Below are 12,180 nucleotides of genomic sequence, written 5' to 3' on the forward strand. Positions count from 1 at the left end.
CCGGGGTCAGGCTCGCAGCTCGAAGGTCGTGGCGCCCACCTTGATGGGCGTGCCGAGGGCGAGGGCGACCGGCGGACCGGTCACGCGCTGGCCGGCGACGAAGGTGCCGTTGGTGGAGTCGAGATCCTGGATCGCCCAGGTGTCGCCGCGCAGCATCAGACGGGCGTGGTGGCTGGAGGTGTAGTCGTCGCGGATCACCAGCGCCGACTCGCTCGAACGGCCGATCGTGAGGGAATCCGCCGTGAGGGGGAGGTCGAGGCCGGCCTTGGGGCCCGAGGTGATCACCAGGCGCTTGGCGGTGGCGACCGTCGCCGGTCCCGTCGACGCCTTGGCGGATGCCGGGCGGGAGGGAGCGGCCGCGGGGGCTGCGGTCGCGGAGCCCGCACCGGCGGAGGCTCCGGCGGCGGCTTCGGCGGGCAGCTTGCGCACCTTCACGCCGAACAGGTCGGCCCGCAGGGAGTAGACGACGCCGAACACGAAGAACCACAGGATCAGCAGGAAGCCGATGCGCAGCAGGAGAAGGACGAGTTCACTCACGGCATCGCTCCGAACGCGCGGGTCGAGTCATCCGTCGGCCGCGGCGGCGTCGCGACGGGGACGATCCGGAAGACCAGGTCGGTGCGACCGATCGTGATCGTGGTGTCGGAGGGCAGGGCGGCCTCGCGGAGCTTCTGGCCGTCGACCTTGGTGCCGTTGGTGGAGCCCATGTCGCGCATCATCGCGCGCTCGCCGTCCCACAGGATCTCGGCGTGCTTGCGGCTCGAACCGGCATCCCCGATCGTGATGTCGGCATCCGTGCCGCGGCCGATCACGGTGCGGGCGCGGGTGAGGGTGTGGCGGCGGCCGTCGACATCCACCACGGCCTGCCAGCTGACGCGGCCTTCGACCGAACCCGAGCTCACCTGCACGGTGCCGGTGGCGACCTTCTCGTCGGCCTCGAGCGAGATCGACAGCGGCCCGGAGAAGCTGTAGCCCTGCGCCTTGGAGTGCTTCGTGAGCAGGGTGTGCAGCTCATCGGTGAGCGCGCTGCCGAGTCCGCGCATGCGCTCGGCGTCGTCGGGGCTCAACCGGACGACGAAGTTGTTGGGGGCGATGATGCGGTCGCGGCTCACGACCGCGGCCTTCGTATCGGCTTCACGGCGCAGCGCCGAAGCGATCTCCACGGGCTGGATGCCGCTGCGGAAGGTCTTCGCGAAGGCGCTGTTCACTGCGCGTTCGAGACCTTTCTCGAAGCTGTCAAGTAGTCCCACGGGGCTCCTCTGGCATGCCGACTGGTAGGCCCATCGTAGCCAGGTGACCTGGGGGAACGCCGCCGACCCCCGGTTTCGGGTGTGCGGCGGGGCCGAAAACGCGTGATAAACTCGAAAAGTTGAGTTCCTCGGAGCGAAACACTCGCGCGAGTGGCGGAATGGTAGACGCGCTGGCTTCAGGTGCCAGTGTCCTTATGGACGTGGGGGTTCAAGTCCCCCCTCGCGCACAGCGAGATCAGAGAGCCGGACCCAATGGGTCCGGCTCTCTCTCGTTCCCCGTGGCCGTGCTCGTCGAAACCGAGCAGAATGAGCAGATGCGCCTGCACTCCACCACGACCGGTTCCGGTACCCTCTCCGTCGGCCTGATCCACGGTCTCGGCGCGTCGGGGCAGACGTGGCAGCCGCTGATCGAGAGGATGCTGGCCAGCGGTCGATACACCGTGACCACGGTCGATCTTCGCGGGCACGGCGAGAGCGACCGTGCCTCCTCCTACGGACTCGACGATCTCGCGGACGACGTCGCCGCGGCCCTCCCGGTGGGTCTGCACAGCGTCGTCGGCCACTCACTCGGGGGTGCGGTCCTCGTCCGCGCCGTCGCCCGACTTCAGCCGAAGCGTGCGATCTACCTCGACCCCGGATTCGGGCTCGCGCTTCCCACGAGCGGCTTCGAGGGCCGGGTGTTCTGGGCGATTCCTCCTCTCTCGCTCGGCATCATGGGGCTGCGGCAGGCGCGGCGCAGTGCGGCGCAGCAAGCGGCGTACGACCCGGGTATCCGGGAACTCCTGACGCGCAGCCGGCAGCAGTTCGACGCGCGGATGGCGACCGGCGTCTTCCGCGAGGTGGCGTTCCATCCGGTCGCCGTGGCGCCCCCGGCGGTCCCGTCGACCATCGTCCTCTCCGACGAGTCCCCGGCGGTGCTGCCGGATGACATGGCCGCCGGCCTGGAACGCGAGGGCTGGCAGATCCGCCGCCTCGCCGGCATCCACCACGACATGCACCTGGAGGATCCCGACCGGACCTTCGGGGCGATCGAGGACGTGCTGTGAGGCCCCCGGCATCCGACCACCACGACGATGGGATGAACGATGAGCGCTGACGCCTGGCTGATCCGGCTGGAGGCCGAACACTTCGCCCTCGATCTGCCCCGCTTCGATCGAGGCGACGCCTGGCGTCTGGGCAGCGCCATCGCGGAGCGGGCGCTGGAGGAACTGCATCCGGTGGCGATCGATGTGCGCACGGCATCCGGGATCCTCTTCCACGCCTCGATGCCCGGCGCGACCGCCGACAACGACGAGTGGGTGCGCCGGAAGGCGGCCACCGCGCTGCGCTTCGAGACGAGCACGGCTCTCCTCGAGGCGCGCGTCGCCGCCGGTGGCCGTGACATGTTCGAGCCGGGCTGGCTCGATGCCGCCGAGTACGCCGTCGCCGGAGGAGCCGTGCCGGTGCGTGTGATCGGCGTGGGTGTCGTCGCCGTCGCGACGGTGTCCGGGCTGCCCTCGGCGGAGGATCACGAGCTGGTCGTGCAGGCGCTGACCGCGCTGCAGCGCGAGTAGCTCCGGCGCCGCTCTCCTTGCCGACCGGCCCCTTTGTGCGCGAGCGGCCCCTCTGTGAACGCATACAAGGGGGCCGCTCGTACGAAGAGGGGCCGGTCGGCAAGCGGGGCGAGCCGGATATCCTGGTGTGACGCTGCGGACGGGACGACCCGGACGTCGAATTCAGGCGGGGGACGGCCCCCGAAGGAGTCCGTCGATGTCACACGTGAAGCAGAAGAGCCTGATCGAGCGGTCCGACCTGGTGCGGATCATCCTGGGATGGGGAGCATTCGGAGCGCTGCTGCTCGCCCACCCCCTGCTCGTGGCTCCGGTGCCCGCTCCTCTCCTGATCATCGCCCTCGGTGTCATCATCGGCGTGATCCTGGTGTGCGCCTTCGGCGTCGTGAAGCAGGCCGAAGCCCTCGCCCATCGCCTGGGCGATCCCTACGGCTCCCTGGTGCTCACGCTGTCGATCGTGCTGATCGAGGTCATCCTGATCTCCGCCGTGATGCTCGGACCGGGAGAGCACGCGACGATCGCCCGTGACTCCGTGATGGCCGTCGCCATGATCATCCTGAACCTCGTGATCGGACTCGCCCTGCTGCTGGGCGGGCTCCGGCATCGGGGGATGGCGCACAACCGCACCGGCACCTCCGCCTACCTCGCGATGCTCGTGATCCTGATCGCTCTCGCCTTCGGGCTCCCCGCGCTGATCGGGGAGAACGGCTCGTTCACGCTCGCGCAGGCGATTCCCGTGGTGGTGCTGACGCTCGTGCTGTACGCGTTCTTCCTCTTCCGGCAGATGGGCGCGCAGGCGGGTGACTTCACCGAGGTCGATCGGCGACTCGCCCCGCGGAAAGCGGATGCCGACGCGCCCGCGACCCGGTCTCCCGGCATCCGCGCGATCCTCGCCGCGCACCGCAGGGAGGTCGTGACCCGCCTCGTCCTGCTCGTGGTCACCGTGATCCCCATCGTGCTGCTGTCGCACGACATGGCCGCCCTGCTCGACGACGGACTCGGACGCCTCGGCGCACCGCCCGCGCTCGCCGGGGTGCTCATCGCCGCGATCGTGTTCCTCCCCGAGTCGATCACGGCGGTCCGCGCCGCTCTGGGGGGTGAGGCGCAGCGGGTCAACAACCTCTGCCACGGAGCCCTGGTCTCGACGGTCGGCCTGACGATTCCGGCCGTGCTGCTGATCGGGATGTTCACGGGCCAGACCGTGGTCCTCGCGGAGTCGCCCGCGAACCTGCTCCTGCTGGGCGTGACCCTGCTGCTGTCCGTGACGACGTTCGCCGCCCAGCGGGTCACCGCGATGCACGGTGCCGCGCACCTGGCGGCGTTCGCGGCCTACGCGATCGTTCTGTTCAGCTAGCCCTGCGGGGGGAGCCGACGTCAGCCGACGGGAGCCTGGACGTAGGGGACGGTCAGGACGGCGTCGCCGTAGCCGGGCGCCGAGAACCTGATCGTGACGATGCCGTCCCAGAACGCGGACCCGCCGTTCGGGGTCTCGGCTCCGTACATGAAGCCGGACAGCGTGCTGCCGTCATAGCTCGAGACTGTGGTCGCCTGGCTCGTCCCCGCGGGCAGGGTGGTCTGGAAGACGAAGGTCGTGTGCAGCGAATCATCCGCCGCGCCCTGCGTGAGGTTCCAACCGAGGATGCCGGCGTCACCGCCGACGATGTTGCCGCGATACAGGTACAACCCCTCGGCGCCGGCGTTGCCTCCCGTGCCCTCCCAGGTGATCGTCGCCGACACGAGGACGGCGGTCGCGGGAGCAGAAGGAAGCGCGACCTGGCCGCTCAGCCGGAATTCCGAACTGAACTCGGGTCCGGTGAACGTGAGTGCCACTCCGGTCGCGTCGATCGCGGGCAGGCTGGCGGCCTGGGCGGGCGCGGCGACGGTGGCGGCGATCACGGGTACGGACCATGCCGTGGCGCGCAGGAGTGTGCGGCGAGAGAGAGGGGCGCGGGTCGCGGATTCGTCGGTCACGGGCATCCTTCTTGGGACAGAGCGCCCGAGGGCATTCGTACCGGACGGTCCGGCGCGGCATCAGCGTAGCAGCGGCCCCGATCGGGCCGCACGGTGGTCCTCCCGGCGCCCGGCACGTAGCGTGGAGCCATGCGTACCCACAGAGTGATGACAGCCGGAGTCCTCCTGGCGGCGGGCATTCTCCTCGCCGGATGCAGCGGCGAACCCGCCGATTCCGAGGGCACCGCCACCCCCTCTCCGTCGGCCTCGAGCGCCCCCGCCTCGCCGACCGCGACCCCCGGGGCCGCCGCGGAGGCGGATGAGGCCATGCTCCCCGTTCCCGCGGAGGACATCGCGTCGTGGGCGGACACCGCCGTACCGAACTCCGACACCCCGGAGTGGGCCTTCAGCCTCTCCGGGTGGCTGAGCGAGAACACCTCGGCGCACGAGAGGAACACCTACCAGTCGCTCGAACCCGGCTCCTATCGGGCCCAGATCGCCTGCCGCGGCGAGGGGCAGATCACGGTCACCGCCGGGGAGGCCGACGGGGAGACCGTCTCGGAGCCCGTGGCGTGCCTGAACGAGACCATCGCGTTCGACGTGACCACCACGCGCACCGGAGTCGAGGTGCTGTTCGATCTCGAAGGGGCACCGAGCATCTTCGCTTTCTCGCTTCTTCGGGCGAGCTGACCGCGGCGGAGCAGCTCCACAAGCGAGGCGGCATCCGCCCCGGGTCAGCGGGACAGACGCGCGGCCAGATACGGCGCGGTGCGGCTCGCGGCATCCTTGGCGATGTCGTCGGGGGTGCCGGCGGCGACGATGCGACCGCCGGCGTCTCCTCCCGACGGCCCGAGGTCGATGACCCAGTCCGCGGCCGCGACGACGTCCATCTCGTGTTCGACCACCACGACCGTGTCGCCGGCGTCGACGAGGGCATGCAGCTGGGCGAGGAGCCGCCGCACATCGGCGGGGTGCAGGCCCGTGGTCGGCTCGTCGAGCAGGTAGAGCGTGTGCCCGCGGCGCGCCCTCTGCAGCTCGGTCGCCAGCTTGATGCGCTGCGCCTCGCCTCCGGACAGTTCCGTGGCGGGCTGACCGAGACGCAGGTACCCGAGGCCGACGTCGAGCAGGGCCTGGAGACTGCGCACCGCCGCCGGCACGGAGGTGAGGAACTCGGCCGCCTGCTCGACCGTGAGGGCGAGGACGTCGGCGATCGTCTTGCCGTCGTACGTCACGTCGAGCGTCTCGGCGTTGTAGCGCGCGCCATGGCAGGCGGGGCACCGCCCGTAGCTGCCCGGAAGGAACAACAGCTCCACCGACACGAACCCCTCGCCCAGGCAGGTCTCGCAGCGCCCGCCGGCGACGTTGAACGAGAAGCGGCCCGCGGAGTACCCGCGCTCGCGGGCGAGGTCGGTCTTCGCGAAGGCGGCGCGGACCGCGTCGAACAGCCCCGTGTAGGTGGCGAGGTTCGACCGCGGCGTGCGGCCGATCGGCTTCTGATCCACGCGCACGAGCCGGTCGATCTGCTCCAGCCCCGTCGCGCGCCGGAAGGTCAGGACGTCGGCTCGGGCGTCGGGAACCGTCGCCTCGGCGGGCCCGGCATCCTCGCCCGCCGCATCCGACGCGTCGTCTTCGGGATCGTCGGAGCCCGCATCACCGTCGGAATGCAGATGCGCATGCACGACCTCGCGGAGCACCCGGCTCACCAGCGTGGACTTGCCCGAGCCCGAGACTCCCGTGACGGCGACGAAGCAGCCCAGCGGAACGGCCGCGTCGACGTCGTCGAGGTTGTGCAGCGTGATGCCCTCGACGTTCAGCCACCCGGTCGGAGGTCGGATGCCGCGGCGCTCCGCCGTGGATGTGACGCTCTCGGGGAACAGGAACGGACGCGTGACCGAGGCCTCGACGTCCGCGAGACCCTCCACCGCTCCGCTGTAGAGCACGTCGCCGCCGCTTTCACCCGCGCCCGGCCCCACATCGACGATCCAGTCGGCGTGCCGCACGACGTCCATGTTGTGCTCCACCACGAACACCGAGTTGCCGGAACGCTTGAGCTGCTCCAGGACCTCGAGCAGCGGCTCCGCGTCGGCGGGATGCAGTCCGGCGGAAGGCTCGTCGAGAACGTAGATGACGCCGAAGAGACCGGACCGCAGCTGGGTCGCCAGGCGCAGCCGCTGCATCTCTCCGGGAGACAGCGTCGTGGTGACGCGGCCGAGCCCCAGGTAGCCGAGGCCGAGGTCCGTGAGCACCGTGATGCGCGCCAGCAGATCCGTCGTGAGGGCGACGGCGACGTCGGTGCGCTCGCCGGAGAGCGTGGTCGGCAGGGCGGGTGCGGCGTCGGTGAGCTGCGTGGTGGGGCGGATGACGTCGGCGAGCTCGGTCATCGGGAGCGCGTTGAGCTCGGCGATCGTCCGGCCGGCGAACGTCACCGCCAGGGCCTCCCGCCGCAGCCCGGTGCCGTGGCAGAGCGGGCACGGGCCGGAGCGCACGAACTGCAGCACCTTGGCGCGCATCATCGCGCTCTTCGAGTCGGCGAGCGTGTGGAAGACGTACTTCTTCGCGCTCCAGAACATGCCGTTGTACGGCTTGGCCACGCGGTCTCGCTGCGGCGTGATCTGCACGACGGGCTGGTCGTCGGTGAAGAGGATCCAGTCGCGGTCGGCCTGCGGGAGCTCGCGCCAGGGGCGATCCACGTCGTAGCCGAGTGCGATCGTGATGTCGCGCAGATTCTTCGCCTGCCAGGCACCCGGCCACGCCGCGATCGCCCCGTCGCGGATGCTGAGCGAGGGGTCGGGGACGAGCGAGTCCTCCGTGACCTCGTGCGAGACCCCGATGCCGTGGCACTGCGGGCACGCGCCGGCCGCGGTGTTCGGCGAGAACGCATCGGAATCCAGTCGCGTGGTGAAGCCCTCGGGGAAGGTCCCGGCGCGGGAGAACAGCATCCGGAGGGAGTTCGACAGGGTGGTGACGGTGCCGACGCTCGATCGCGAGCTGGGCGCGCCGCGACGCTGCTGGAGCGCCACGGCCGGTGGCAGGCCCGAGATGGAGTCGACGTGCGGGTCGTGCCCCTGCTGGATCAGCCGTCGCGCGTACGGGGCGACCGACTCGAGGTACCGGCGCTGGGCCTCGGTGAAGATGGTGCCGAACGCGAGAGACGACTTGCCCGATCCGGAGACCCCGGTGAACGCGACGATCCGGTCGCGGGGCACATCGACATCGACGTTGCGGAGGTTGTTCTCGTTGGCGCCGCGGACGCGCACGAAGCTGTCGGTCGGGTCGCTCGGATTCTCGGGCATCGGACGAGTGTACGGGGCGAGCGCTGATCGTCCGCCCGGGGTGGCGGGCCCGAGGGCCGGCGACTACTGTGCTCGCCGCCGGTCGGCCCGATCTCCCACAGCGCCGAGCAGCCGGTCGACGAGGACGAAGACGTACCCGACCGCCACGAGGGCGGCGGACAGGGCGACGATCCACAGCGCGACGCCGCTCACCCCGAGCGCGTCGACGTTCATGAACGGATACGGATACGTGTGGCCCGGCGTGAACTCGCCGCCCAGCGCCCCGTACCCGAAGGCGAAGACCAGGTAGGCGTAGGGGATCAGGGTCCACAGGAGCGGATCGACCGCGCGGAACGTGCCCTTCGGGACGAAGAGCAGCCAGTCGGCGATCACCAGGCAGGGCGTGACGATGTGGATGAGATTGTCGGTGAGGGAGAACACATCGGTGTCCCCCTGGCGGAACCGCGTCGGCACCAGGACGACCAGGTAGATGAGCATGGTCACGGTGATCGCCATCATCACCGTCCCGCTCCCTCGCGGACTCGGCGTGGAGGTGCCGCGAGCGCCGAGTCCCCGCAGATCACGGGCGGTGCGGAGGACGAGGAGCAGCATCCAGGCGAGGCAGAGGATGTTGCTGATCATCGTGTAGAACAACAGGGTCGAGGCGTCGGGCGATCCGGCCACCACCCCGGCGTTGCGGAGGATGCCGGTCAGGATCAGGGCGGCCGCGAGCACCCGGAAGATCAGCGCCGCGGGGCGGGCGTTCACCGCCGCGTGGGCGAGCAACGGGCGCGGCGCGTGCGCGCGATCGTCGTGAGGTGCGGCGATTCGCGTCATCGAGCCGGTGTCCTCATCGCTCGGCACTCCGCCCTCATGCCCAGAGCCCGTCGTGCACGCGGGTCAGGTGGGCGGCATCCTCTTCGGGGAGTTCTCGAAGGGCACGGCGCTGGGCCTGCTCGGCCGCTTTCCGGAACACGCCCGAACGCTCGGGGGCCGCGCCGGCCAGCGAGGCGAGACACTTCTGCAGGCGGATCTGCACCTCGACGGCTCCCGCGGCGTCGCGGGCGATCGGGCGGAAGGCGTCGACGACGAGATCGTCGAGCGCGACGGGCCTGATCCAGACGTGCGGATAGCGCACCTCCCGCTCCGGCTCGGTACGCAGGGCCTGGGACAGGACCCGCTGCAGGGAGCCGAGGATCTCGATCGCCGTACCGGGATCATTCGTCGCCGGCGACAGGGCGCGGCTCCCGATCTCGGCGAGGGCGATCACCCCGAGTCGGGGATCCTGCTCGTAGGTGCGGTGCGGCTCGACGCGGAAGGCGCCCACGATCGCCTCACGCGTCGCATCGTCGACGGCCGCGCCGCCGCGCACGAGGGCGAGCGGTGCGACCGTGTCGGTGAATCGGCCGGCGAGGGCCGCGACGTGGATCTCGCGCTCGCCCGCGATCCGTTCGAGAGCGGCGACGTCGACGAAGGTCACGTAGCCCGATTCCCGCGAGCGGATGGGCTCTCCCGTGAGCGCGGACGCCTCGGTCGCGGCGCGGGCGCCCAGAGACGGGGCGGCCGCGTACGCGCACAACGTCGTCGACGCCGCCGCTTCGACGCGATCGATGATGTCGGCCATGCGTCCGAACGTCGAGAGGTGCGCGATCCACCGCAGCAGCGTCACGACGAGCACCGCCACCATCGCCAGCGTGCCCAGGAACAGGATCGTGCGGCCCTGCTCGCCGTAGTACCCGGTGGACAGCGCGATGATGCCCACGAGCGAGAACGTGAAGCCGCCCACGAAGGTCGACAGCGCATTCTGCGATGTCGGATCCTCCACCAGCAGCTGCGTGGCCCGCGGCGTGGCGGTGGTGGTGGCGGAGGAGTACGCGGTGACCATCGCCGTGATCGAGAAGGTCGTCACGGCGAGCATCGAACTGGCGATGATCTGCAGGATGGAGCCGACCGAGTCCTGGCCCAGGTCGATCACGAATCGGAACGGGATCAGGCTGCTCACCCACCCCGCCGCGAGGACGAAGGCGATCGAGATCAGGGTGACGAGCGCCGCGCGCGCCCACACCCGCTTCGCCAGTCGGCGCAGGAACCCCACGATGTCGCTCTTCACCCGAACCCCCTCTCGCGGGGCCGCCTCACGGCACGCCCCGGCCTCCCGACTCTAGCGATCACCGCGGACCTCACGGACACGGAGGGCGGTGCGAGGGCCTCGCCACCGGCGGGGCGCGCCGTCCTACCGGAGGATGCCGCGTCGGCGGGCGGCGGAGACGGCCGCGGTGCGGGAGCTCACGTCGAGCTTGGAGAAGATGTGCGCGAGGTGCGACTTCACGGTCGTCTCGCTGATGAACAGCGCGTCGGCGACCTCGGTGTTCGACCTCCCCGCCGCGACCAGCTCGAGCACCTCGATCTCGCGTCCGCTCAGGCTGATCTGCGGGGCACGCAGACGGTCGAGGAGCCGGGAGGCGATGACGGGGGCGAGGGCGCTCTCGCCCGCGGCGGCGGCGCGGACCGCGGCGATCAGCTCGTGGGGCGGGGCATCCTTCAGCAGGTAGCCGCTGGCCCCGGCCTCGACCGCGCTGAGGATGTCGGCATCCGAGTCGTAGTTCGTGAGCACGAGCACATAGGGGGCGGCATCGAGCGCCCGGATGCGCCGCGTGGCGTCGGCACCGGAGACGGCTTCGGCGGCACCGAACTGCAGATCCATCAGTACGACGTCCGGATTCAGCTCCTCGGCGAGGGCGACGGCCTGCGCCGGGGTGCTCGCCTCCGCGACGATCTCGAGGTCCGGCTCCAGGCTGAACAGCGCGGTGAGCCCCGCGCGCACGATGGGATGATCGTCGGCGATCACGAGTCGGATCATGCGGGCTCCGTCAGTCGGAGATCGACGGCGAGGGTCGTCCCCTGTCCGGGCGGGGAGTCGATCGTGAGCGTTCCGCCGAGCTGTTCCACGCGCTCCGCCGTGGCCTGCAGACCGAACGAATCGGACTTCTCCGCGGCATCCTTCGCGGAGTCCTGCGGATCGAACCCGCGGCCGTCATCCGCGACGGTGAAGTGCAGCCGGTCCGCCTCGATCGCGATCGCGATGGTCGCGGTGGTGGCCCCGGCGTGCTGGATGACGTTCGCGATCGCGCCCTGGGCGATGCGCAGCAGCGCGGTCTGCAGATGCATCGGGAGGGTGAGCGTGTCGGACACCCGCACCTGCACGTCGAGCCCCTGGCGGGCCCACTGGGTGCCCGCGAGCCGACGGAGTGCGCCGCCGAGCGTCTGGTCGTCGAGTTGGGGCGGGGTGAGCTCGCGGATGAAGCGGCGCGCCTCGACGAGGTTCGCGGCGGCGGTCTCGCGCGCGAGCCGGATGTGTTCGATGCCCGGTCTTCCGAGATCGGCCCGCTCGGCCGCATGGAGCAGCATCTGGATGCTGGAGAGCCCCTGCGCGAGGGTGTCGTGGATCTCGCGGGCGAGGCGGGCACGCTCGGCGAGGACCCCCGATTCGTGCTCGGTCGCGGCGAGCTGGCTCTGCGTGTGGAGGAGTTCTCGCACGAGGGCCTCCCGCTGTGCGGCTTCGCGGGCGAGCGCCTGGTAGCCGAGCCCGATCAGCAGCGCGACACCGGCGCCGACGAGGGGACCGACCACTCCGCCCACGGTCCATCCGCCGTGGAATCCCAGGGCGCAGATCGCCGCGGACGTCGCCGCCAGGATCGCCACCGTCCCCCAGCGTCGTCCGAGGAGGTGGAGGAAGAGGAAGAACAGAGGGAACACCAGGTAGGCGGCATCCGGGATCAGCCACAGGAGCACCGCCCACTCGACGGTCAGCGCGGCCAGCCAGACGAAGCGCAACGGGGTCTGCGCCCGAGCGCCCCGCGTCAGCGCGGGGCCGAGCGCATAGGTCGCCGCGAGGACCACCGCGAGCACGATCGCCGCACTGCTGGCCTCGGTCGGGGCGAGGATCGCGCGCGCGATGACCACTCCCGTGAGGGCGAAGAACAGCACGTGCAGACCGGTGCGCAGACCCACGAAGACGGGGGTCGATGCACGGTGCGCCATGAGCTGAACACTACGCCGCGCTCGCCGGGGCGTCATCGTCCGAAAGGAGGATCGGTGCGTCGTCATCCCGGTCGCGACACGGCATCCGGCCGGCCGATGACGCCGCGGACGTGTGAG

Annotated in this window: 12 protein-coding genes and 1 tRNA gene; 5 read left to right on the forward strand and 8 right to left on the reverse strand. The window is 70.7% G+C overall.

What is annotated here, in order from left to right; translation table 11 throughout:
* Positions 1-6: 6 nt before the first annotated feature.
* Both ACWA14_RS00215 and ACWA14_RS00220 read right to left on the reverse strand, forming a co-directional pair.
* Positions 7-537 (reverse strand): FHA domain-containing protein FhaB/FipA, encoded by a 531-nt coding sequence (locus ACWA14_RS00215; RefSeq protein WP_463795432.1) that lies wholly within the window; start codon positions 535-537, stop codon positions 7-9.
* On the reverse strand, positions 534-1,250 hold the full coding sequence (locus ACWA14_RS00220; RefSeq protein WP_463795433.1) for an FhaA domain-containing protein: 717 nt from the start codon (positions 1,248-1,250) through the stop codon (positions 534-536). The genes ACWA14_RS00215 and ACWA14_RS00220 overlap by 4 nt, the downstream gene beginning before the upstream one ends.
* Positions 1,251-1,394: 144 nt before the next feature.
* On the opposite strand from ACWA14_RS00220, the gene ACWA14_RS00225 reads away from it, so the two are divergent.
* The 4 genes from ACWA14_RS00225 (at position 1,395) to ACWA14_RS00240 (ending at position 4,154) form a co-directional block, all read left to right on the forward strand.
* Positions 1,395-1,477: transfer RNA gene (locus tag ACWA14_RS00225), tRNA-Leu, on the forward strand.
* 87 nt (positions 1,478-1,564) lie between these two features.
* The gene (locus tag ACWA14_RS00230; RefSeq protein ID WP_463795434.1) at positions 1,565-2,296 is read left to right on the forward strand and encodes an alpha/beta hydrolase; all 732 of its coding nucleotides are present in this window, start codon (positions 1,565-1,567) and stop codon (positions 2,294-2,296) included.
* 39 nt (positions 2,297-2,335) lie between these two features.
* Positions 2,336-2,803, forward strand: coding sequence for a heme-degrading domain-containing protein (locus tag ACWA14_RS00235; RefSeq protein WP_463795435.1), 468 nt, complete (start codon positions 2,336-2,338; stop codon positions 2,801-2,803).
* A 196-nt stretch (positions 2,804-2,999) separates the two neighbouring features.
* Entirely contained in the window at positions 3,000-4,154 is a 1,155-nt protein-coding gene (locus ACWA14_RS00240; protein WP_463795436.1) for a calcium:cation antiporter, read from the forward strand.
* Positions 4,155-4,174: 20 nt separating this feature from the next.
* On the opposite strand, the gene ACWA14_RS00245 is transcribed toward ACWA14_RS00240, so the two are convergent.
* Positions 4,175-4,771: a hypothetical protein gene (locus ACWA14_RS00245; protein ID WP_463795437.1), complete on the reverse strand. Its 597-nt coding sequence runs from the start codon at positions 4,769-4,771 to the stop codon at positions 4,175-4,177.
* Positions 4,772-4,900: 129 nt separating this feature from the next.
* Here ACWA14_RS00245 and ACWA14_RS00250 point away from each other — a divergent pair, with 129 nt between their 5' ends.
* Complete coding sequence (locus ACWA14_RS00250; protein ID WP_463795438.1) at positions 4,901-5,440, forward strand: hypothetical protein; 540 nt, start codon at positions 4,901-4,903, stop codon at positions 5,438-5,440.
* A 44-nt stretch (positions 5,441-5,484) separates the two neighbouring features.
* Here the strand turns inward: ACWA14_RS00250 and ACWA14_RS00255 are convergent, their stop codons facing one another.
* From ACWA14_RS00255 to ACWA14_RS00275, 5 genes are all read right to left on the reverse strand, one after another.
* Positions 5,485-8,043 carry an excinuclease ABC subunit UvrA gene (locus ACWA14_RS00255; RefSeq protein ID WP_463795439.1) on the reverse strand — a complete coding sequence of 853 codons (2,559 nt, stop codon included), beginning with the start codon at positions 8,041-8,043 and terminating at the stop codon, positions 5,485-5,487.
* Positions 8,044-8,106: 63 nt separating this feature from the next.
* A complete protein-coding gene (locus tag ACWA14_RS00260; RefSeq protein ID WP_463795440.1) occupies positions 8,107-8,859 on the reverse strand; it encodes a Pr6Pr family membrane protein in 753 nt (250 codons plus the stop codon).
* 34 nt (positions 8,860-8,893) lie between these two features.
* On the reverse strand, positions 8,894-10,132 hold the full coding sequence (locus ACWA14_RS00265) for a DUF2254 domain-containing protein (RefSeq protein ID WP_463795441.1): 1,239 nt from the start codon (positions 10,130-10,132) through the stop codon (positions 8,894-8,896).
* A gap of 123 nt (positions 10,133-10,255) precedes the next feature.
* Positions 10,256-10,882, reverse strand: a complete 627-nt coding sequence (locus tag ACWA14_RS00270) for a response regulator (protein ID WP_463795442.1) — start codon at positions 10,880-10,882, stop codon at positions 10,256-10,258.
* Positions 10,879-12,063 (reverse strand): sensor histidine kinase, encoded by a 1,185-nt coding sequence (locus ACWA14_RS00275; protein WP_463795443.1) that lies wholly within the window; start codon positions 12,061-12,063, stop codon positions 10,879-10,881. Before ACWA14_RS00275 ends, ACWA14_RS00270 begins: the two co-directional genes overlap by 4 nt.
* Between the last annotated feature and the right edge of the window lie 117 nt (positions 12,064-12,180).

It is taken from the genome of Microbacterium sp. TW_SC_2, assembly GCF_055361165.1.